The 21,037-nt window shown below is 76.5% G+C and carries 20 protein-coding genes; 13 read left to right on the top strand and 7 right to left on the bottom strand.

Features of this window, described 5'->3' with window-relative positions; translation table 11 throughout:
• Positions 1–15: 15 nt before the first annotated feature.
• Genes ACI8AR_RS13970 through pgm form a run of 3 tightly spaced genes read left to right on the top strand, consistent with a single transcriptional unit; the run spans position 16 to position 3,720 of the window.
• Complete coding sequence (locus tag ACI8AR_RS13970) at positions 16–333, top strand: hypothetical protein (RefSeq protein WP_457051561.1); 318 nt, start codon at positions 16–18, stop codon at positions 331–333.
• A complete protein-coding gene (gene bluB, locus ACI8AR_RS13965) occupies positions 330–2,042 on the top strand; it encodes a 5,6-dimethylbenzimidazole synthase (RefSeq protein WP_457051560.1) in 1,713 nt (570 codons plus the stop codon). The genes ACI8AR_RS13970 and bluB overlap by 4 nt, the downstream gene beginning before the upstream one ends.
• 43 nt (positions 2,043–2,085) lie before the next feature.
• Positions 2,086–3,720, top strand: coding sequence for a phosphoglucomutase (alpha-D-glucose-1,6-bisphosphate-dependent) (gene pgm, locus ACI8AR_RS13960; RefSeq protein ID WP_457051559.1), 1,635 nt, complete (start codon positions 2,086–2,088; stop codon positions 3,718–3,720).
• A 40-nt stretch (positions 3,721–3,760) separates the two neighbouring features.
• Here the strand turns inward: pgm and ACI8AR_RS13955 are convergent, their stop codons facing one another.
• Positions 3,761–4,618 (bottom strand): DUF559 domain-containing protein, encoded by an 858-nt coding sequence (locus ACI8AR_RS13955; protein WP_457051558.1) that lies wholly within the window; start codon positions 4,616–4,618, stop codon positions 3,761–3,763.
• Between the two features lie 140 nt (positions 4,619–4,758).
• On the opposite strand from ACI8AR_RS13955, the gene ACI8AR_RS13950 reads away from it, so the two are divergent.
• Entirely contained in the window at positions 4,759–5,412 is a 654-nt protein-coding gene (locus ACI8AR_RS13950; RefSeq protein ID WP_457051557.1) for a hypothetical protein, read from the top strand.
• A 22-nt stretch (positions 5,413–5,434) separates the two neighbouring features.
• Here ACI8AR_RS13950 and ACI8AR_RS13945 read toward each other — a convergent pair whose 3' ends face one another.
• Positions 5,435–6,325 carry a diguanylate cyclase domain-containing protein gene (locus ACI8AR_RS13945; protein ID WP_457051556.1) on the bottom strand — a complete coding sequence of 297 codons (891 nt, stop codon included), beginning with the start codon at positions 6,323–6,325 and terminating at the stop codon, positions 5,435–5,437.
• Between the two features lie 130 nt (positions 6,326–6,455).
• On the opposite strand from ACI8AR_RS13945, the gene ACI8AR_RS13940 reads away from it, so the two are divergent.
• Positions 6,456–7,400, top strand: coding sequence for a hydroxymethylglutaryl-CoA lyase (locus tag ACI8AR_RS13940; RefSeq protein WP_457051555.1), 945 nt, complete (start codon positions 6,456–6,458; stop codon positions 7,398–7,400).
• Positions 7,397–7,897 carry a flavin reductase family protein gene (locus tag ACI8AR_RS13935; protein WP_456937164.1) on the top strand — a complete coding sequence of 167 codons (501 nt, stop codon included), beginning with the start codon at positions 7,397–7,399 and terminating at the stop codon, positions 7,895–7,897. The genes ACI8AR_RS13940 and ACI8AR_RS13935 overlap by 4 nt, the downstream gene beginning before the upstream one ends.
• A 30-nt stretch (positions 7,898–7,927) precedes the next feature.
• Here the strand turns inward: ACI8AR_RS13935 and ACI8AR_RS13930 are convergent, their stop codons facing one another.
• Positions 7,928–10,204 (bottom strand): SpoIIE family protein phosphatase, encoded by a 2,277-nt coding sequence (locus tag ACI8AR_RS13930; protein WP_457051554.1) that lies wholly within the window; start codon positions 10,202–10,204, stop codon positions 7,928–7,930.
• Positions 10,205–10,447: 243 nt separating this feature from the next.
• On the opposite strand from ACI8AR_RS13930, the gene ACI8AR_RS13925 reads away from it, so the two are divergent.
• Positions 10,448–11,275 carry a hypothetical protein gene (locus tag ACI8AR_RS13925; protein ID WP_457051553.1) on the top strand — a complete coding sequence of 276 codons (828 nt, stop codon included), beginning with the start codon at positions 10,448–10,450 and terminating at the stop codon, positions 11,273–11,275.
• Between the two features lie 4 nt (positions 11,276–11,279).
• Here ACI8AR_RS13925 and ACI8AR_RS13920 read toward each other — a convergent pair whose 3' ends face one another.
• On the bottom strand, positions 11,280–11,753 hold the full coding sequence (locus tag ACI8AR_RS13920) for a hypothetical protein (protein WP_457051552.1): 474 nt from the start codon (positions 11,751–11,753) through the stop codon (positions 11,280–11,282).
• Positions 11,746–12,111 carry a hypothetical protein gene (locus ACI8AR_RS13915; protein ID WP_456927667.1) on the bottom strand — a complete coding sequence of 122 codons (366 nt, stop codon included), beginning with the start codon at positions 12,109–12,111 and terminating at the stop codon, positions 11,746–11,748. The genes ACI8AR_RS13920 and ACI8AR_RS13915 overlap by 8 nt, the downstream gene beginning before the upstream one ends.
• 63 nt (positions 12,112–12,174) lie before the next feature.
• Between ACI8AR_RS13915 and ACI8AR_RS13910 the strand changes: the two genes are divergently transcribed.
• Positions 12,175–12,987: a PaaX family transcriptional regulator C-terminal domain-containing protein gene (locus ACI8AR_RS13910; RefSeq protein ID WP_457051551.1), complete on the top strand. Its 813-nt coding sequence runs from the start codon at positions 12,175–12,177 to the stop codon at positions 12,985–12,987.
• 63 nt (positions 12,988–13,050) lie between these two features.
• Here the strand turns inward: ACI8AR_RS13910 and ACI8AR_RS13905 are convergent, their stop codons facing one another.
• Together ACI8AR_RS13905 and ACI8AR_RS13900 are read right to left on the bottom strand one after the other, a co-directional pair.
• Positions 13,051–14,043 carry an aldo/keto reductase gene (locus ACI8AR_RS13905; protein WP_457051550.1) on the bottom strand — a complete coding sequence of 331 codons (993 nt, stop codon included), beginning with the start codon at positions 14,041–14,043 and terminating at the stop codon, positions 13,051–13,053.
• 240 nt (positions 14,044–14,283) lie between these two features.
• The gene (locus tag ACI8AR_RS13900; RefSeq protein ID WP_457051549.1) at positions 14,284–14,955 is read right to left on the bottom strand and encodes a hypothetical protein; all 672 of its coding nucleotides are present in this window, start codon (positions 14,953–14,955) and stop codon (positions 14,284–14,286) included.
• Between the two features lie 139 nt (positions 14,956–15,094).
• On the opposite strand from ACI8AR_RS13900, the gene ACI8AR_RS13895 reads away from it, so the two are divergent.
• From ACI8AR_RS13895 to ACI8AR_RS13875, 5 genes are all read left to right on the top strand, one after another.
• Positions 15,095–16,621 (top strand): S8 family serine peptidase, encoded by a 1,527-nt coding sequence (locus tag ACI8AR_RS13895; RefSeq protein WP_457051548.1) that lies wholly within the window; start codon positions 15,095–15,097, stop codon positions 16,619–16,621.
• Positions 16,622–16,750: 129 nt separating this feature from the next.
• Positions 16,751–18,532, top strand: coding sequence for an N-acetylglutaminylglutamine amidotransferase (locus tag ACI8AR_RS13890; protein WP_457051547.1), 1,782 nt, complete (start codon positions 16,751–16,753; stop codon positions 18,530–18,532).
• Between the two features lie 11 nt (positions 18,533–18,543).
• A complete protein-coding gene (ngg, locus tag ACI8AR_RS13885) occupies positions 18,544–20,301 on the top strand; it encodes an N-acetylglutaminylglutamine synthetase (RefSeq protein ID WP_457051546.1) in 1,758 nt (585 codons plus the stop codon).
• The gene (locus ACI8AR_RS13880) at positions 20,298–20,684 is read left to right on the top strand and encodes a fluoride efflux transporter FluC (RefSeq protein ID WP_457051545.1); all 387 of its coding nucleotides are present in this window, start codon (positions 20,298–20,300) and stop codon (positions 20,682–20,684) included. The genes ngg and ACI8AR_RS13880 overlap by 4 nt, the downstream gene beginning before the upstream one ends.
• Positions 20,681–21,031 (top strand): fluoride efflux transporter FluC, encoded by a 351-nt coding sequence (locus tag ACI8AR_RS13875; protein ID WP_457051544.1) that lies wholly within the window; start codon positions 20,681–20,683, stop codon positions 21,029–21,031. Before ACI8AR_RS13880 ends, ACI8AR_RS13875 begins: the two co-directional genes overlap by 4 nt.
• Positions 21,032–21,037 lie beyond the last annotated feature (6 nt).

The following is a 21,037-nucleotide window of genomic DNA, read 5'->3' as shown; positions in this document are numbered from 1 at the left end:
GGCCGTGCCGTGTCGATGACCGGGGACGACGTCCGCGCGCTGGCGCTGGCGCTGCCGGAGGTCACCGAGGCCGACCACCACGGCCGCCCGTCCTTCCGGCTGGGGACCGCCGTGCTCGCGACGCTGTGGGCACCGGGCATCCTCAACGTCATGGTCGGGGAGTCGGAGGCGCGCGCGGCCGAGGGCGGCGCGGTGTCGCTGCTGTGGTGGGGCGAGCGGCTCTCCGGCGTGCGGGTCGACCTCGCCGCGGCCGACCCGGCCGTCGTCGCCGACCTGCTGGACGAGGCCTGGGCCCGCCGGGCCCCCGCCCGGCTGCGGAGGCAGCACCCGTGACGTATCCCCGGCCGGTCCCGCTCATCGGCGACGCCACGTCCGCCGCGGAGCGGGCCGGCGACCCCGCCGGCTGGGCCATGCCCGACGACGCCGGCGGGTTCTACGCCGTCGCCGCCGCCCGCCGCGACGTCCGCCGGTACCGCCCCGACCCGGTGCCCGACGACGTCCTGCGCCGGGTGCTGGCCGCCGGGCACTCCGCCCCGTCGGTGGGGCACAGCCAGCCGTGGCGGTTCGTCGTCGTCCGCGACCCGGCCATCCGGGACCGCGCCGCCGTCCTCACCGACCGCGAGCGGCTGCGCCAGGCCGCGCAGATGGAGCCCGACGCCGCCCGCCGGCTGCTCGACCTGCAGCTCGAGGGCGTGCGCGAGGCGCCGCTGGGGATCGTCGTCTGCTGCGACCGGCGCACCCCCGCGGCCGGCGTGCTGGGCCGCGCGACCTTCCCCGACGCCGACCTGTGGAGCTGTGCGGCCGCCATCCAGAACCTGTGGCTGGCCGCCCGCGCCGAGGGCCTGGGCATGGGGTGGGTGACGCTGTTCCGCCCCGAGGAACTGGCCGGGCTGGTCGGCCTGCCCGACGGCGTGGCCACCCTCGGCTGGCTGTGCCTGGGCTGGCCCGACGAGCGCCCGCCCGCGCCCGGGCTGGAGCGCGCCGGCTGGTCACGGCGGCTGCCGCTGGACGCCGTCGTCCTGGAGGACCGCTGGCCCGCCGACGACGGCGGCCCGGCCGCTCCCCCGTCGCACCTGCGCGCGCCCGGCCGCGAGGACGTCGTCGGCGCCCGCGACGAGGCCGACCGCCTGCTCACTGCCCCGGGCTCGCTCGGCGTGCTCGACCGCGCGGTGGACCGCGTGGTGGCCCTCGGCCGCGGCGACGTCAGCGGCGGCGCGCTCGTGCTGGCCGCCGCCGACCACCCGGTCGCCGCGCTCGGCGTCTCGGCCTACGGCGGGCACGTCACCCGCGACGTCGTCCGCGCCGCGCTGGCCGGCACCTCGGTCGGCGCCACCGCCGCGGCCGCGGCCGGGCTGACGACGGTCGTCGTCGACGCCGGGGTGGACGGCGACCCGCTGCCCGGCGCGGTGGACGCCCGCCCCGCCGGCCCGCGCGGCGACCTCGCCGCGGCCCCCGCCCTGACCGCCGCCGACGTCGAGCGGCTGCTGGCCGCCGGGCGGGAGCTGGGCGCCCGCGACGGCCTGCTCGCGCTCGGCGAGGTGGGCGTGGGCAACACGACCGTCGCCGCCGCGCTGGCCGCCGGGCTGCTCGGCGCCGACCCCGCGGAGGTCACCGGGCTGGGGTCCGGCGCCGACAGCGAGGTGCTCGAGCGCAAGCGCGCCGTGGTGGCCGCCGCGGTGGCCCGGGCGGGGAGCGGTCTGGACCCCGCACGGGCGCTGGCCGAACTCGGCGGGCCGGAGCTCACCGTGCTGGCCGGGGCGGTCCTCGGCGCCGCGGCCGCACGCACCCCCGTCGTCCTGGACGGGTTCGCCGTCTCGGTGGCCGCGCTGGCCGCCGTGCTGCTCGAGCCCGGCGCGCAGGCCTGCCTGGTCGCCGGGCAGCGCAGCCGCGAGCGCGGGCACGAGCTGGTGCTGCACGCCCTCGGCCTGGAGCCGCTGCTGGACCTGCGGCTGCGCGCCGGGGAGGGCGCCGGGGCCGCGCTGGCCGCCGGCCTGCTGCTCGACGGGCTGCGGGTTCGCCGGACGACGGCCCGGGTGGGGTGACGCCGGGTCGCCAGCCGGGCACTGGTCGGGCCAGGATCGGCGCGTGACCGATCCCCGCGCCGGCCAGCCGGCCGCCCCGTCCGACCTGGTCGACGTCGCCTCGCTGGTGACCGCCTACTACACGCTGGTGCCCGACCCGGCCGAGCCGGCGCAGCGGGTGTCGTTCGGGACCTCCGGGCACCGCGGGTCGGCGTTCGACACCGCGTTCAACGAGGCGCACATCCTGGCCACCACCCAGGCGATCTGCGAGTACCGGGCGGCGCAGGGCTACGACGGGCCGCTGTTCCTCGGCCGCGACACCCACGCGCTGTCCGAGCCGGCGTGGGCCAGCGCGCTCGAGGTGCTCGTCGCCAACGACGTGACCGTGCTCGTCGACGCCGCCGGCCGGTACACGCCCACCCCGGCGGTGAGCCACGCGATCCTCGCCGCCAACCGGGGGAAGACCGGCGGTCTCGCCGACGGCATCGTCGTCACCCCGTCGCACAACCCGCCCCGCGACGGCGGCTTCAAGTACAACCCGCCGTCGGGCGGCCCGGCCGACACCGACGCCACGAAGGTGATCGCCGACCGCGCCAACGAGCTGCTCGCCTCGGGGGTCGACGGCGTGCGGCGGGTGCCGTTCGCCCGGGCGCACGCGGCGGCGCAGCGGTACGACTACGTCGCCACCTACGTCGACGACCTGCCGGCGGTGCTCGACCTCGACGCGGTCCGCTCGGCCGGGGTGCGGATCGGCGCCGACCCGCTCGGCGGCGCGAGCGTCGACTACTGGGCGGCGATCGCCGAGCGGCACCGGCTCGACCTCACCGTCGTCAACCCGCTGGTCGACCCCACGTGGCGGTTCATGACGCTCGACTGGGACGGCAAGATCCGGATGGACTGCTCGTCGCCGTCGGCGATGGCCTCGCTCATCGGCAAGCGCGCCGACTACGCGATCGCCACCGGCAACGACGCCGACGCCGACCGGCACGGGATCGTCACCCCCGACGCCGGGCTGATGAACCCCAACCACTTCCTCGCCGTCGCGATCTCCTACCTGTTCGCGCACCGCCCGGAGTGGGGCGAGGACGTCACCGTCGGCAAGACGCTGGTGTCGTCGTCGCTGATCGACCGCGTCGTCGCCGGGCTGGGGCGGCGGCTGGTCGAGGTGCCGGTCGGGTTCAAGTGGTTCGTGCCGGGGCTGCTCGACGGGTCGGTCGGCTTCGGCGGCGAGGAGTCCGCGGGGGCGTCGTTCCTGCGCCGCGACGGCGGGGTGTGGACGACGGACAAGGACGGCATCCTCCTGGCGCTGCTGGCCGGCGAGATCCAGGCGGTGACCGGCAGCTCGCCGTCGCAGCTGCACGCGGAGCTGACCGGGCGGTACGGCGCGTCGGCCTACGCGCGGGTGGACGCCCCGGCGAACCGCGAGCAGAAGGCGGCGCTGGGGAAGCTGTCGCCGGAGGACGTCACGGCCACCGAGCTGGCGGGCGAGCCGATCACCGCCAAGCTCACCCGCGCGCCGGGCAACGACGCCGCGATCGGCGGGCTGAAGGTGGTCACGGAGAACGCCTGGTTCGCCGCCCGCCCGTCGGGGACCGAGGACGTCTACAAGGTCTACGCGGAGTCCTTCCGCGGCCCCGACCACCTCGCACAGGTGCAGGAGGAGGCCCGCGCCGTCGTCGGCGCCGCCCTCGGCGTCTGACCCGAGCGGGCGGCAGAAATGGCCATTTCTGCCGCCCGGGTCAGGCGGGCAGCGCCGCCCGGACACGCCGGATGACGGCGTCCAGGACGCGGAGGTCGGCCGCGCTGAGGCGGATGACCCGCCAGCCGGCCGCGGTCAGCCGCGCATGGCGCTCGTCATCGCGGACGATCTGGACGCCGTCGAAGTGGTGCTCGCCCTCGTACTCGATCGCGAGCCGCGCCTCGGGGAAGGCGAGGTCGACCCGGGCGACGAAGCAGCCGGCGTGCCGGACCTCGAACTGCGGTTCGGGCGCGAGGCCGGCCGTCACGAGCGCCACCCGCACCCGGGACTCCGGACCTGACTCGGCCCGCGGGTCGACCAGGGACACCGCCCGGCGGACCCTGGTCACGCCCCACCGTCCCGAGCCCGCGCGCACGCCGGCCGACAGGTCCGCGCAGGAGACGGAGCCCGCCCTGACCATCGCGTCCAGGGCGGCGACCGCGGTCCCCGGGGGCTCGAGCGCGGCGACGTCCCAGGACGTGCGCAGCGCGGTGCTGAGCGGGATGTCGTCACGCACCTCGACCTCGTCGGGGCCGACCGACGTCCGGTGCACCCGCACCCCACGAGGGCCCTTCCACTCGACGTCGGCGGGCCGCAGGACGGTGACGGGGTCGTTCGGCCCGGGCCACGGAGCGCCGTGCCAGCCCGCTGCCGAACTGCCGCCGATGACCGCGCCAGGAGGCAGCAGGAGGGCCACCGCCTCACAGCGCAGCCGGTGGTCGAACGGCAGCGCGGGATCGGCGTAGACGCCCTGGACGACGCGGCGGAACGACCGCAGCTGCCGCGGCGTCAGGTCGCCGCTGGCCACGGCGTGGCTGCCGACGAAGACGCCGGTGACGAAGCGGGCGGCGCTGGGCACCGGGAGAGGGTGGACCGACCGGCCCACTCCTTGCTGCCGTCGTCCACAGGTGCGGCAGAAATGGCCATTTCTGCCGCTCTCGGGTGTGGACACGGGGCCGGGAGCGGAGGGCGCGGGTGCGGCGGCCGCAGACTGGGCGCATGACCGGTCAGCCGTACGAGCAGGAGTGGGACGTCGTCCCGCCCGGGTCCGTCCCCCCGCCCCCGCCGCCCGCGTACGGCAACCAGCCCACGTACGGCGCCCAGCCGCTCTACGGCGCCCACCCTCCCTACGGCGCACCGCCCCCGTACGGCGCCGTGCCGCCCTACGGGCAGGTCCCGCCCTCCCTGCCGCCGGCCCCGTACGGCCCCGGCTGGGCGGCGGTGCCGCTCGCGCCTCCGGCGTGGCCGCACGGCCCCGGGCGGCCGGGGACGGCGACCACCGCGGCCGTGCTCGGCTTCGTCACCGGCGGCCTGACCGCGCTGGTCTCGCTGGCCTTCCTCGTCGCGGTGCTCACCGGCGCCGAGGACGACCCGATCACCGTCACGCTGCTGCTCGGGCTCCCCTGCGCGGCCGGGCTGGTCACCGGGGCGGCGCGGCTGCTGGGCCGGCACTCCCCCACGGTCCTGTTCGCCTCCGCGCTCGCCTCGGTCGCCGTCCTGTTCCTCGCCCTCGTCGTGGGGGCCGCGTCGCAGGACGCCGACGACATCGCCGGCTTCACCGTCTTCCTCGTGCTCGCGCTGCCGCTGCCGGTGCTGACCGCCGTGTTCGCCCGGCTGCCCGGCACGGTGGGCTGGGCCGGCTCGCGCGCCTGAGGGAGCCGCGCGCCCGAGGGGCTCAGCGGCGGCGGGCCTTGTCGGCGTACATCGCCGCGTCGGCCTCCCGGACCACCACCTCCTGCGCCTCCTCCGGGTCCACGCCGCCGTCGACCGAGCCGATGCCGATGCTCAGGCCCACCCGCACGGTGGTCGAGCCGATCGACAGCGAGCCGGGGAAGGCCTCCCGCAGCCGCGCGGCCAGCACCTCGGCGTCGGCCCGCTCGGTGTTCTCGCAGACGACGGCGAACTCGTCGCCGCCCAGCCGGGCCGCGGTGTCGCTGGCCCGCAGCACCGAGGCGAGGTGCCCGGCCACGGCCACGAGGACGGCGTCACCGACCGGGTGACCGAACTGGTCGTTGACCGCCTTGAACCCGTCGAGGTCGAGCACGAGCACGCAGGTCGGCGTGTGCTCGCGGTGCCCGCGCTCGAGCGCGTGCCGCAGCCGGTCGCGGAACAGCAGCCGGTTGGGCAGCCCGGTGAGCGGGTCGTGCGCCGACAGGTGCAGCAGCCGGGCCTCCATCGCCTTGCGCTCGGTGACGTCCTCGACCACGAGGACCAGGTGCGGCGCGGTGACGCCCGGGGTGCCGTCGACCCAGGACGACGTCACCTGGACCGGCACGACCTCCCCGCCGGACCGCACCATCCGGCACTCGTGCCGGGCCCGGCCGCGGCTCTCCTGCAGGCCGGCGCAGACGGCGACCGCCCCGGCCACGTCCTCGGGGTGGGTGACGGCGAACAGCGTCGTGCCGCGCAGCGTCCCGGGGTCCCGGCCGAGCAGCTCGCCGAGCGCGGCGTTCGCCTCGATCAGCACACCCTCCGGGGTGCTCAGCGCCACGCCCATCGGCGAGTTCGTGAACGCGCTGCCCAGGTCGGGGGGCGGCAGGGTGCCCGTGGCACCACCCAGGTCCACGGCGCCTCCCTCCCGCACCTCGGCTCGGTGTACCGACCCCAGTCATTACCTCCTGCGTTCCACGTGGAACCCCAACACGTAGCAGGATGGTCGGGTTCCCCCGTCCGGGCGAGCAGACAGGAGGGCAGCGGTGCCGTCGGACTTCGACCTGGTGCTGCCGACGGCGGTCGACGTCCGCGAGGTCGGCATGCGGGACGGGCTGCAGCTGGAGGCCCCCGTCCCGCTCGAGGGCAAGCTCGCGATGCTGGAGGCGCTGGTCGCCACCGGCGTCCGCCGCATCGAGGTGACCTCGTTCGTGTCGCCGAAGGCCGTCCCGGCGCTGGCCGACGCCGACCGGGTGGCCGCCGAGCTGTCCCGGTGGCCGGGCGTGCACTGGTCGGCACTGGTCGCCAACCCCCGCGGCGCGGTCCGCGCGGTCGACGCCGGCCTCGCGCACCTGGAGCTGGTCGTGTCCGCCTCCGACGGGCACAGCCGGGCCAACGCCGGCCGCTCCACCGCCGAGGCGCTGGCCGGCGTCGGCGAGGTGGCCGCGCTGGCGCACGGCGCCGGCGGCTCGCTGGAGGTCGTCGTCGCCACCGCGTGGGACTGCCCGTTCGACGGGCGCACCCCGATCGCCCGCACCGTCGACGTCTGCCGCGCCGCGGTCACCGCCGGCGCCGACGCCCTGTGCCTGGGCGACACCATCGGGACGACGACGCCGGCGCGGGTGGTCCGCCTGCTGCACGCCGTCCGCCGCGCCTGCCCCGGCACGCCGGTCGCGGTGCACTTCCACGACACCCGCGGCACCGGCCAGGCCAACGCGCTGGCCGCCGTCCAGGCCGGGGTGACCCAGCTCGACGCCTCCGTCGGCGGGCTCGGCGGCTGCCCGTTCGCGCCCGGCGCGAGCGGCAACATCGCCACCGAGGAGCTCGTCTACTGGCTGGAGGAGTCCGACGTGCGGACCGGGATCGACCTGGACACGCTGCTGGCGGCCGCGCGGGTCACCGAGTCCGCGGTCGGCCACGAGCTGCCCAGCTCCCTGTACCGCGCCGGCGGCCGCTCGGTCCCCCGGGCGGCGGCCGGGACGACGGCGTGAGCGGTCCGGCGGAGGTCGTCGACCCGCGGGTCATGCGGGACGTGCTCGGCCACTTCGCCTCCGGCGTCACCGTCGTCACCGCGGACAGCGACGGCGGCCCGATCGGCTTCACCTGCCAGTCGTTCAGCTCGCTGTCGCTGGACCCGCCGCTGGTGGCGCTCGCGCCCTCGCGCACGTCGAGCACCTGGCCGCGGCTGCGGGACATCGGCCGGTTCTGCGTCAACGTCCTCGCCGAGGACCAGTCCGGGCTGTCGGCGGCGTTCGCCCGCTCGGGCGTCGACAAGTTCGCCGGCGTCCCGTGGCGGCCGAGCCGGCACGGCTCCCCCGTGCTCGACGGCGTCGTCGCGTGGATCGACTGCACGCTGTGGGCGGAGTACGACGGCGGCGACCACACCATCGTCGCGGCCCGCGTGCTGGACCTCGGCGCCGACCCGGGCCGCCGCCCGCTGCTGTTCCACCGCGGCCGCTACGGGTTCGTGGAGGACAACGGGGGCTGAGCCCGCGTCGGGGCGGGCGGGACCCCGCGCCTAGCCGAAGCGGACGGCGATGAGCGCGACGTCGTCGCGGCCGTCGAGGGTGCCGCTGACCGCGGCGTCGCACAGCTCGCGGGGCGAGGCGTCGGCCGGGGTGGCCGACAGCCGCTCCACCAGCGCGGCGATGCCCTGGTCGAGGTCCGAGCCGGGGGTCTCCACCAGCCCGTCGGTGTAGGCGAGCACCGTGGAGCCCGGCGGCAGCCGCAGGGTCCGCGTCCGCCGCTCGGCGCTGGCGTCGACGCCGACCAGCAGGCCGGTCACGCCGTCGACCGGCGTCACGGACCCGTCGGGTGAGCGCAGGAGCAGCGGTGGGTGGCCGGCGTTGGCCAGCTGCGCGGTCCAGGCGCCGCCGGGCCCGTCCGGCGGGAGGGCGCGCAGGTAGGCCATCGTCGCCAGCGAGGCGACCCGCAGCCCCTGCACCAGCCGGTCCACGCGGGTGAGCACCGTGCTCGGGTACGGGTCGGGAGCGTCCCAGAGGCAGGCGCGGATGAGCCCGCGCAGGTGCCCCATCGCGGCGGCCGCGGCGACGTCGTGGCCGACGACGTCGCCGACGACCATCCCGACCGACCCGTCGGGCAGCTGCAGCAGGTCGTAGAAGTCCCCGCCGACGTCGGCGGCGGTCGAGGCGCTGACGTAGTGCGCGGCGGCCTCGAGCCCGGGGATCTCCGGCAGGTCCGGCAGCAGGGACCGCTGCAGGGTGTCGGCGACGGCGTGCTCCTGCTGGTAGAGCCGCACGTTGTCCATGACCAGGGCCGCCCGGCGGGCGAGGTCCTCGACCAGCCCGACGTCGTCGGGGGTGAACGGGCGCTCCGGCGAGGTGCGCACCAGCGTGATCGCCCCGCGGGTCCGGCGGCGGGCCACCATCGGCGCGCTCAGCGCCGACGCCGCGCCCAGCCGCCCGGCGATCTCCTGGGCCACGGGGGAGGCGGTGGCGTCGGCCAGCCGCTCGGGCAGCCGCTCGACCAGCACCGCGCGCGAGGTGGTGATGCTGCGCTGGCTCGGCGAGTCCGGCGGCAGCCGGAGGGCGTGCCCGGCGTCGAAGCGGCGCAGGTCGGTCCGCTGGTGCTCGCGGTCCCGGGAGACCAGCTCGCGGACCTCGCCGGACTCGTCGACGAGCGTGATGACCGTCCAGTCGGCCAGCTGCGGCACGCAGAGAGCGGCCAGCCGGTCGAGCACGTCGGCGATGTCGAGGGTGGCGATCAGCGCGCTGGTCGCCTCGGCCATCAGCGCGAGCCGGGCCTGGGCGCTCTCGGCGTCGCGCTGCGCCTGCTCGGCGTCCCGCTGGGCCTGCTCGGCGACCGACCGGGCGAGCTCGGCCTCCTGCCGGGCGGACTGCTCGGCGGCGAAGGCGGCCTCCCGCTCGGCCTCCACCCGGACCCGCTCGGTGACGTCGGTCTGCACGCCCACGAAGCTGACCAGCTCGCCGTCGCCGTCGAACACCGGGCTGATCGCGAGCTGGTTCCAGAAGGCGGTGCCGTCGCGGCGGTGGTTGAGCAGCGTGACGGTGACCGCCTCCCGCGTCCGCAGCGCCGCGCGGATCCGCTCGACGGTCGCCGGGTCGGTGCTGGGGCCCTGCAGGAAGCGGCAGTTGCGGCCCACCGACTCCTCGTAGGAGTACCCGGTGATCCGGGAGAACGACGGGTTGACCCAGACCAGCGGGTTGTCCGGCTGGCGGGGGTCGGTGATGGTGAACGCGATGTCGGTGGCCACCACGGCCCGCTCGCGCAGCGCCTGCAGCTCGGCGTCGGCGTCCTCGCCGCCGGCGTTCTCGACCTCCAGCAGCACCACCAGCGACAGCCGCCGACCGCTGCCCGGCTGCGACAGCGGGAAGCCGGTCACCCACAGCAGCCGGTCCGCGTCGCCGTCGTCCTCCCGGGCCCGGCCGGCGTCGGTGCTGCGGCCCGGCGAGAGCCGCACCGCCTCGCCGGTGACCGGCTGGCCCTGGGCCACCAGCGACAGGGGGCCGCTGGTGCGCGCGAGCGGCGCGCCGCCGAGGTCGGTGAGGCCGGCCGACGCGCCCCAGGTGTCGACGTCGACCGGGAGGCGGACGTTGCCGGCCATCTCGACCGCGGCGGTGTTCGCGTAGGTGACCGCGCCCGACTCCTGGTCGATGAGCAGGACCGCGACCGGGACGTCGGCCAGGACCGCGGGCAGGGCCGTGGAGGCGGAGTGGTCGCCGCGGTGCTCGGAGACGACGGCGGTGGCGGCGCTGACGATGCCGGCCTGCCGGTCGCCGGCGCCGTCACCGGCGGCCGCCGTGGCCTCGGCCACGGCGGCGCGGGTGCGCGGGGGGATGCCGTCACCGGGCGGGGAGTCGGTGGGACCGGTCGGGCCGGGGAGCACGCCGGGGGGCGGGCCCTGCCCCTCCCGCGGTCGGTGGCCGTCCGGTCGCACGCAACGAATCTACCGGCTGTCGACGGCGGACCGCTCCCGACCGGCAGGTGACCTGCCCGGACAGGTGTGCCCGGCGCCCTCATGGGCACCCCTCCGTGGACCACTCGGGAGGGAGACGCCATGGGACTGCTCGACCGGCTCCTCGGCCGGCGCCGCGCGCCGGAACCCCCGGCCTACGGGGGCTACGACGGCTACGCCACGCCCGCCGCACCGCCCGCCGCACCGCCCTCGCCCGCCGCCCCGCGGGCCTCCGGGGACCGCCCGCCGACCGACCAGCAGGCCATCGAGCGCTACCGCTACCTGCTCAGGACCGCACCGCCGGACCAGATCGAGCAGGCGCACGCGGAGGCCTTCGCCCAGCTCACCCCGGAGCAGCGGCAGGAGGTGCTCACCCAGCTCGCGGCCGGCGTGCCGGCGTCCGAGCGCCCGCGCAGCGACGACGCCCAGACCCTCGCCCGGGTCGCCACCCGCGCCGAGCTCCGCCAGCCGGGGTTCCTCGAGCGGACCTTCGGCGGCTACGGCGGGCCCGGCTACGGCGCGGGCTACGGGCCCGGCCCCGGCTACGGGGGCGGCGGGTACGGCTACGGCGGCGGCTACGGCCCCCGGATGGGCGGCTTCGCCGGCTCGATCGGCGGCAGCATGCTCGGCACCATCGGCGGCCTCGTCGTCGGGACGGCGGTCGCCGACGCGCTGTTCGACACGGGCCTCGGTGACGGCGGCCTGTTCGGCGGCGGCGACGAGGAGGCCTACGGCGAGGGCTACCAGGACGGCGCCGAGGCCGGCGACGGCGGCGGCGACTACGCGGCCTCCGAGGGGGACTACGGCGGCGACCCCGGCGCCGACTTCGCCGGCGGGGCCGACAGCGGCTACGACGGCGGCGGGGACTTCGGCGGGGGCGACTTCGGCGGCGGGGACTTCGGCGGCGACTTCGGGGGCGGCGACTTCTGACCGCTCAGGACCGGCCGGGACCGTCCTCGGGTACGGTCCCGGCCGCCTCCTCCCCCGCCGCCACCTCGGCCTGGTGGCGCAGCCACAGCAAGCCGAGCACCGGCAGCACCAGCGGCACGAACCCGTAGCCGCGGCCGAACGCCGACCACACCGTCTCGTCGGGGAAGGCCGCCCGGTCCAGCAGCGACAGCACGCCCACCACCAGCACGCCGGCCAGCTCCACGGAGCACGCGACGACGGCGGTCCGCCGTCCCGCCCGCCCGCCGCGGGCCAGCCCGACCGTGGCGACCACGTAGACCACCGCGGCCAGGGCCGACAGCAGGTAGGCCACCGGCGCCTCGTCGAAGCGGGTGGCCAGCTGCACGCCGGCGCGCGCGCCGGCGGCCAGCGCGAAGACCGCGTAGACGGCCACCAGCACCCGCCCGGGCCCGGCGGCGGTCCCGCCCGGCGAAGTGCCCCGCGCGTCCCGCTCAGGCACCCGGGGCCTCCCAGAGCTGCACCAGCCGCCACACCATGACCGCGGTGACCAGCGACGCCACGGCCAGCACCGTCCCCGCCCAGCGGCTGGGCTCGGTGCGCGACCACAGCACCCCCGCCACCGGCAGCAGGACGACGCCGGCCAGGTAGCCGACGAACGTCGCCGTCTCCGGGGGCCGCTGCCCGCCCGCCAGCGCCACCGCCGCCACCACCGCCTGGACGACGAGCAGCACCTCGAGCACCGCGGCGCCGGCCAGGTGCAGCAGGCCGATGCGCCGGCGGGCGAGGGTGGACGCCAGGCCGGCGAGGGCGACCAGCAGGGCCACCGCCGTGGCCGACCAGACGAGGAGGGCGTTCATCGCCTCCCATGATCGCGCGCCCTCCGGGGGAGCCGGGACCGGGCGCGGGGTAGGCATGGGGCCATGACCGTCCGCGACCTGCTGGTGGACCTGTGCACCGAGCACCTGGACGCCGTCACCGGCGACCCGGTGCCGCTGCAGGCCCTGGTCGGCCTCCTCGCGGCGTGCGGGGTGGCCGAGCCGAGCACGCGGGTCGCCACGTCGGCACTGCGCCGCGCCGGCTGGCTGTCCGCGTCCCGGCGCGGGCGGGAGACGCTGCTCGCCCCGACCGCGGCGCTGCGCGCGGCGATCGCCGCCCGCGACGAGCGGGTCCGGCGGCGGCTGGAGCCGTGGGACGGCGCGTGGCGGATGGTCGTCTACGGCGTCCCGGAGACCGACCGCGCGGCCCGCGAGCGGGTGCGGCGCGCGCTGGCCCGCGCCGGCTTCGGCCCCCTGGCGCCGGCCACGTGGGTGTCGCCGCACGCCGTCGCGCTGGAGGAGGTGCGCTCCGAGCTGGCCGGCGAGCGCACCTCCCGGCTGGACCTGCTCACCGCGCACGTGGCCGACCCGCGGCTGTCCGACGCCGACCTGGCCGCCCGCTGCTGGGACCTCCCCCGGCTCGGCGCCGCCTGGGTGCGCGTGCTCGACCGGCTGCGCGCGGTCGCCGGTGCGCCGCCCGAGGGCCCGGCCGCGCTCGGGTGCCACCTGCAGCTGCGCGCGGAGATGCGGGCGGTGCTCACCGGCGACCCGCTGCTGCCCCCGGCGCTGCAGCCGGAGGCGTGGCCGGCGCGCGAGGTCCGCGACGCGTGGGCCGACGTCGGCGCCCGGCTGGCCGCCGCCGCCCGCGCCCACGTCACCGACGTGCTGGGGACCGTCATCCCTCGCGCCGTCGCGTAGTCCGGCCTCCCTGCAGGGGCCCGCCGCGAGCGTGCGAGCGGTGGGGGGCAGGGAGGTCCTTCGTCACCGGTGGACGCCGGACATGTCCGGGTAGCGGTCGCCGACCGCGGCGCCGACCGGGGCGGCCTCGTCGAGCCGGCGCAGGTCGTCGTCGGAGAGGTCGACGTCGGCGGCCGCGGCGTTCTCCTCCAGGTAGCGCACCCGCTTGGTGCCCGGGATCGGCACCACGCCCGGGTTGCCCCCGCGGTCGCTCTGCGCCATCACCCAGGCCAGCGCGAGCTGCGACGCCGTCACGCCCTTCTCGTCGGCGATCTCCCGCACCCGGTCGACCAGGCGCAGGTTCTGCTCGAACGCCTCGCCCTGGAACCGCGGGTTGTGCCGGCGGAAGTCGTCGGGCGCGAGGTCGTCGACGCTGCGGATCCGGCCGGAGAGGAAGCCGCGGCCGATCGGCGAGTAGGCGACGAACCCGATGCCGAGCTCGGCGCAGGTGGCCAGGACGCCGTTCTCCTCGGGGTCGCGGCTCCACAGCGAGTACTCGGTCTGCACGGCGGTCACCGGCTGGACGGCGTGCGCGCGGCGGATGGTCTCCGGTGCGGCCTCGGAGATCCCGACGGTGCGCACCTTGCCCGCCTGGACCAGCTCGGCCAGCGCGCCCCAGGTGTCCTCGACCGGGACGGTGGTGTCCACCCGGTGCTGGTAGTAGAGGTCGATGACGTCGACGCCGAGCCGCTCGAGCGAGGCGTCGCAGGCCCGCCGCACGTAGTCCGGCCTGCCGTTGACCCCGCGGAACGAGCCGTCCTCGCCGCGCTCGTTGCCGAACTTGGTCGCCAGCACCACCTCCTCCCGGCGGCCGGCGATCGCCTTGCCGACCAGCCGCTCGTTGGTGAACGGGCCGTACATGTCCGCGGTGTCGAGGAAGGTGACGCCGAGGTCGAGGGCCCGCTGGATGGTGCGCTCGGCCTCGGCCTGGTCGCCGGTGCCGTAGAACTCGCTCATCCCCATGCAGCCCAGCCCCATGGCGGGGACGGACAGGGACCCGAGGGTGCGTGTCTGCATGCGCCGCTCCTGCCCGCCGGGGGACGGGGACAACCGGCCGCCGGCAGACCTCGCCGTTCCGTTGCTCCACCGGCTCCGGCAGGTCGGGCCGGTCCCACCCAGGGCAGCCGCGCTGCGCCAGGCCCGTCGACGTCCGCGAGATCGACGGCCGGCCGGTCGCCCTCTCCTACGGCTGAGCGCGCGCGGTGTCGACCTGCTGTCGCCTCCGCGCGCGGGAGGGGACAGCAGGTCGACACCCGGTCACGCCCAGCGGGCGAGGGCCGTGCTGGTCCCCGGGTCGACCACGGTGAAGCCCGCGTCGACCACCTCGACGTCCGCCCGCGGGCGCAGCGCCGTCCACCGCACGACGTCGGGGTGCTCGACCACCACCGGGAAGCCGGCAGCCGCCCACGCGTCGAACCGCCCGTCGGGCATCCGCATCGCCGACAGCTGCGCGGCGTGACCGCAGGCCGCGGCCGCCTTGCCCAGCGGGAGGAACGGCTCCGGGCAGACCGAGACGACGAGCGGGCCGCCCGGCTCCGGGTCGACCGCCGGCCGGGCGCCGGGGTCGTCGAGCTCGCTGCCGGTCAGCTGCAGCTTCGCGACCTCCGGGGGGATGGCGTCGGTCGGCCCCGGCACCAGCGCGCGGACCTCGGCGCCGGCCACCGCGGCGGTCACGCCCGGGAGCGTCCCGACCCGCTCCCAGGCCACTCCCCGGGCCCGCCGGCAGTGCTTGCGGATGGCCCCGTCGGTCCAGCGGCGGACCAGCGGCTCCCACTCCCCACCCGGCAGCGCCCGGTCGTCGGCGAGCAGGCGCACGACCGCCGTCGCCGCGGCCTCGCAGACGGCCGTGCGGGCCGGCGGCCCGACCCGCTCCACGCGCGCCACCAGCTGCATCGCCCAGGGCGCCTCTCCGGGCGGGTCGTCGTACACGCGCCCACCCTGACGGACGGGCGCGGCGCCCCCGGTACCCGGAACCCGACGACACGCCCGGGTGTCGCGCCGGCGTGACCGTCGTCGCACCCGCTCGTTTCCTCAGGTCGCACCGACCCGCCCTCGAAGAGGAGAGCCCATGAACCGGTCGTCCCGCCGCGTCCTCGGGGGAGGGAGCGTGGCCGCGTTGCTCGCCGGCGCGCTCCTGGCCTCCCCCGCCCAGGCCGCCCCGGGCCCGCTCGCCCCCGTCCAGGACTTCCTGGCCGACCAGCTGGCCGGCCTGGCCGGCGCCGACCCGACCGTCGTCCTGGTGCACGGCACCGACGCGCAGGCCGCGCGGGACGCGGTCGCTGCCACCGGGATGCGGACGGTCACCGAGTTCGAGCGGATCGGTGTCGTGGTCGCCCGCGGGACGGCCGCGCAGGTGGAGGCGGCGCGCAGCGAGCCCGGCGTCATCTACCTCGAGGGCAACACCCCGATCGAGTTCAGCCAGGAGACCTCCAACACCGCCACCCGCGGCGCCGAGGCGATCACCACGTTCACCGGCGCCAACGGCCAGCCGCTCGACGGCAGCGGCGTCTCGGTCGCCGTCATCGACTCCGGCGTCGACCCCACGCACCCCTACTTCCGTGAGGCCGACGGCAGCAGCGCCGTCGTCGCCAACCTCAAGAGCGTCTGCCTGGTCGAGACCAACACCTCCTCCGACTGCGTGGTCCCGGTCCCCGGCGTCGTCGACACCGACACCCTGGCGGCCGGCGGGCACGGCACCCACGTGAGCGGCATCGTCGCCGGCCGGCCCACCACGCTGACCGACGGCGGCCGGCTGCAGGGCGCGGCGCCCGGCGCGACCCTGGTGTCGATCGGCACCGGCGCGGTGCTGCTCATCGTCGGCGCCGACTCGGCGCTGAACTGGGTGCTGGAGAACCACGAGCACCCCTGCGGCGCCGACGTCCCGGCCGCCGAGTGTCCGCCGATCAGGGTCACCAACAACTCCTACGGCCCCTCCGGCGGCGGGGAGTTCGACCCGAACTCGGCGACGGTGAAGCTGCAGCGGGCGCTGGCCGCTGAGGGCGTGGTCACCGTCTGGGCCGCCGGCAACGACGGCGGTGACGGCTCGGCGTCGCTGACCAACCCGCCGGGTCAGGACCCGACCGGCGGCATCCTCTCGGTGGCCTCCTACTACGACCAGGACACCGGCACCCGTGACGGCGTGGTCAGCGAGTACTCCTCGCGCGGCGCCTCGGTCGACCCCTCGACCTGGCCGGACCTCTCCGCACCCGGTGAGAACATCACCTCGGCCTGCCGGCTGACGCTGCCGATCTGCGGCACCGGCCTCGACCCGCGCAACGGCCCCGGCCCGCTCGACATCGGCACGTTCAACACCATCAGCGGGACCTCGATGGCCGCGCCGCACATCGCCGGCATCGTCGCCCAGCTGTTCCAGGCCGATCCGACGGCCACCCCGGCCGAGGTCGAGGCCGCGCTGAAGTCGACGGCCTACCGCTACACCGACGGCGCGGCCTACACCGCGGTCGGTGGCTACACGACGTCGTTCGACAAGGGCACCGGCCTGGTCGACGTCGTCGCGGCGGTCCGGGCACTGACCGGCACGACGCCGGCGGCGACCGGCACGCACCCCCGCAAGCCGGGCAAGCCGCGCGGCTGATCCGCACCGGGAGGCGCACCGCCTCGGCCCGACACGGCCCGGTTCCACGTGGAACCGGGCCGTGTGACCTTCCTGTGAACTCCGCCGATCGCGTCGCGGTGATCGTCGGGCTGGGGTTGGATCGAACCCATGTGCGGCCTCTCCGGCGAGATCAGGTTCGACGGCTCCCTGGCCGACACCACCGCGGTGGCGCGGATGGTCGAGGCGCTGGTCCCCCGCGGGCCGGACGGCCAGGGTCAGTGGAGCGCCGGCCGGGTGGCGTTCGGCCACCGCCGGCTCTCGGTCATCGACCTCTCCCCCAGCGGCTCCCAGCCGATGGTGGACAGCGAGCTGGGCCTCGAGGCGGTCTTCAACGGCTGCATCTACGACTACAAGGAGCTGCGCGCCGAGCTCGAGGGCCACGGCTACCGCTTCTTCTCCACCAGCGACACCGAGGTCCTGCTCAAGGGCTACCACCACTGGGGCCTGGACTTCGTCGACCACCTGCACGGCATGTTCGTCGTGGTCATCCACGAGCGGGACACCGGCCGCGTCGTCATGGCCCGCGACCGGCTGGGCATCAAGCCGCTGTACCTCGCCGAGACGCCGGGCCGGCTGCGGTTTGCCTCCTCGCTGCCGGCCCTGCTGCGCGCCGGCGACGTCGACACCTCCATCGACCCGGTCGCGCTGCACCACTACCTGACCTGGCACGCCGTCGTCCCGGCGCCGCGCACCCTGCTCAACGGCGTGCGCAAGCTGCCGCCGGCCACCGTGCGGGTGATCGAGGCCGACGGCACCAGCCGCGAGCACCGCTACTGGGAGCCCACCTACGAGCGGCGCCCCGAGCACTCCGGCTGGTCGGACCGCGACTGGGAGGACGCGATCGAGGAGGCGCTGCGGGTCGCCGTCCGCCGTCGCCTGGTCTCCGACATCCCCGTCGGCGTCCTGCTCTCCGGCGGGCTGGACTCCAGCCTGATCGTCGGCCTGCTCGCCCAGGAGGGGCAGAGCGGCCTGGCCACCTACTCGATCGGCTTCGAGACCGTCGGCGGGCACGCGGGCGACGAGTTCCGCTACTCCGACGTCATCGCCGAGCGGTTCGGCACGGACCACCACCGCATCCGGGTGTCCTCCGACGAGCTCGCCGCCGCGCTCGGCCACGCCATCGGCGCGATGGCCGAGCCGATGGTCAGCCACGACGTCGTCGCCTTCGACCTGCTGTCCGAGCGGGTCAGCCAGTCGATCCGGGTGGTGCAGTCCGGGCAGGGCGCCGACGAGGTCTTCGCCGGCTACCACTGGTACCCGCCGCTGGCCGACGTCGGCCGCGAGGAGGCCGTCGAGCGCTACGCGGCGGCGTTCTTCGACCGCGGCGCGGAGGACGTGCGCGCGCTCGTCGGCGAGCGGTACGCCCTCGACGGCGACCCGAGCCTGGAGTTCGTCCGCGACCACATGTCCCGCGCCGGCGCGCAGACCGCCGTCGACGCCGCCCTGCGGCTGGACAGCGAGGTCATGCTCGTCGACGACCCGGTCAAGCGGGTGGACAACATGTCCATGGCGTGGGGCCTGGAGGCCCGGGTGCCCTTCCTCGACCACGACCTGGTCGAGCTCGCGGCCCAGTGCCCGCCGGAGCTCAAGCTCGCCGACGGCGGCAAGGGCGTGCTCAAGGCGATCGGCCGCCGGATCATCCCGCCGGAGGTCATCGACCGGCCCAAGGGCTACTTCCCGGTCCCGGCGATCACCCACCTGGAGGGCAAGGTGCTCGGCCTGGTGAAGGACGCGCTGTCCAGCGAGGCGGCGCGGGAGCGGGCGCTGTTCCGCCCCGAGTACGTGTCCCGGCTGCTCGAGGACCCCAACGGGGAGCTCACGCCGCTGCGCGGCAACAAGCTCTGGCAGCTGGGCCTGCTGGAGCTGTGGCTGCAGAACCACGGGGTCTGAGGAGGCGCACCGTGGCACCCCGGCTCGCCGGGCACCGCCGCCGCAGCGCGGTGGCCGGCATCCCCGACCTCACCGGACGCAACTGGACCAGGCCCTCCGAGCACCAGCTCGAGGGCATGGACGCCGACGTCGTGCTGGACCTGGCGTGGGGGCGCCTGGTCTTCGGCCAGACGTTCACCGAGATGCGCGACATCCTCGCCGCGCTGCGCGCCGAGGAGAGCGGCCAGCGCGACATCTGCATCTACGCCCGCGACCCGCACGTCCTCGTCGGCCTCGCGCCCGACGAGCTGTTCATCGACCCCAGCTACACCTACCGGCTGGACCTCTACCGCTACCGGCCCCGGCCCGAGCTCATCCGCGGCGTCTTCGTCCGCACGGTGACCTCGCTCGAGGACATGGTGGCGATCAACGAGATCTACGCCCGCAACGGCATGGTCACCGGCGACCCCGAGACCATGTGGGCCAACCACCGCACCCGCGCCTTCACCTACCTCGTCGCCGAGGACACCCGGACCTCCCGCATCGTCGGCACGGTCACCGGCGTCGACCACGTGTTGGCGTTCGGCGACCCGGAGAGCGGCACCAGCCTGTGGTGCCTCGCCGTCGACGGGCAGAGCGCGCCGCCCGGCGTCGGCGAGGCACTGGTGCGGGTGCTGGCCGAGCGGTACGTCGGCCGCGGCCGCTCCTACGTCGACCTCTCGGTCCTGCACGACAACAAGGGCGCGATCGCGCTCTACCGCAAGCTCGGCTTCGTGCGCGCGCCCGCGGTCTGCGTCAAGCGCAAGAACCCGATCAACACGCCGCTGTTCGCCGCCCGCCCGCCGGGGCTGACCCAGCTCAACCCCTACGCGCGGATCATCGCCGACGAGGCGCTGCGGCGCGGGATCCGCGTCCAGGTGACCGACGCCGAGTTCGGCGAGATGCAGCTGTCCCTCGGCGGCCGCCGGGTGCTGACCCGCGAGTCGCTGTCGGAGTTCACCACCGCCGTCGCGATGAGCCGCTGCGACGACAAGCGGGTCACCCGCCGCATCGTCGAGGCCGCCGGGGTGCGCGTGCCCCGCGGCGTGACCGTGCCCGGCGGCGACCTCGGCCCCGCCCGCGAGCTGCTGGCCGAGGCCGGGGAGCTGGTGGTCAAGCCCGCCCGCGGCGAGCAGGGCAAGGGCATCACCGTGGGCGTGACCAGCGAGGAGGAGCTCGGCCGGGCCGTCGACGCCGCGCGGCTGTTCTGCCCGGACGTGCTGGCCGAGGAGCTCGTCGACGGCGAGGACGTGCGCGTCGTCGTCATCGACCACGAGGTGGTCGCCGCGGCGGTGCGCAAGCCCGCGGAGGTCGTCGGCGACGGCCGCAGCACCGTGGCCCAGCTGGTCCGCGAGACCAGCCGACGGCGGGAGCGGGCCACCGGTGGCGAGTCGCGGATCCCGCTGGACGACGTCACCACCGACGTCGTCCGGGCGGCCGGCTACGCGATGGACGACGTCCTGGCCAACGGGCAGCGGCTGCGCGTGCGGCGGACGGCGAACCTGCACACCGGCGGCACCATCGAGGACGTCACCGACCGGCTGCACCCGGCGATCGGGCAGGCGGCGGTGCGGGCCAGCCGGGCGATCGGCATCCCGGTTACCGGTGTCGACTTCCTCGTCCCCGACATCGAGGGCCCCGACGCGGTGTTCGTCGAGGCCAACGAGCGCCCGGGGCTGGCCAACCACGAGCCGCAGCCCACCGCCGCCCGGTTCGTCGACCTGCTGTTCCCCGAGACCCGCCGGCGGTGAGGTCCCCGACGGCGGCCTATCCCCTGGCGGCGGTCGGCGGGGCGCTGGGGGCGCTGGCGCGGTGGGGCGTCGCCGAGGCGCTCCCCTCTCCCGACGTGGGGTGGCCCTGGGCGACGCTGCTGGTCAACCTCACCGGGTGCCTGCTGATGGGTGTCCTCCTCGGCCTGTTCACCACGGGCCCGGAGCCGGCGTGGGTGCGGCCGTTCCTCGCCGTGGGCGTGCTCGGCGGCTACACGACGTACTCCGCGTTCGCCGTCGAGGTCGTCGAGCTCACCGACCTCGGCCGGGTCCTGCTCGCCGCGGCCTACGTGGCGGCCTCGGTGCTCGGCGGGGTGCTCGCCACGGCCGCCGGGCTGCTCGGGGTGCGGCGGAGGCGGCCGTGACGCCGCTGCTGGTCGCGGCCGGCGCGCTGGTCGGTGCGCCGCTGCGGCTGCTCGCCGTGCGCCTCGCGGGCCGTGCGGGACGGGACCCCTCGGCCGGCACCCTGGCGGTCAACGTCGCCGGCTCGGCCGTGCTCGGCGTGCTGCTGGGTCTCGGCGACGCGCCCGCGGCGGTGGTCGCGCTGGTCGGCACCGGGTTCTGCGGGACGCTGACCACCTTCTCCAACTTCAGTGCCGACGTCGTCCGGCTGGTCGAGGAGCGTGCCGTCGGCCGGGCGGCCGGATACCTCGCGGCCACGCTGGTGCTCGGCCTCGGGGCCGCGGCCGCCGGGTACGTACTGGCCCGCTGACCCGGC

Source organism: Geodermatophilus sp. SYSU D01036 (genome assembly GCF_054050435.1).
The sequence above is the reverse complement of the archived record's forward strand: the minus strand, read 5'-3'. Positions and strand labels throughout refer to the sequence as shown.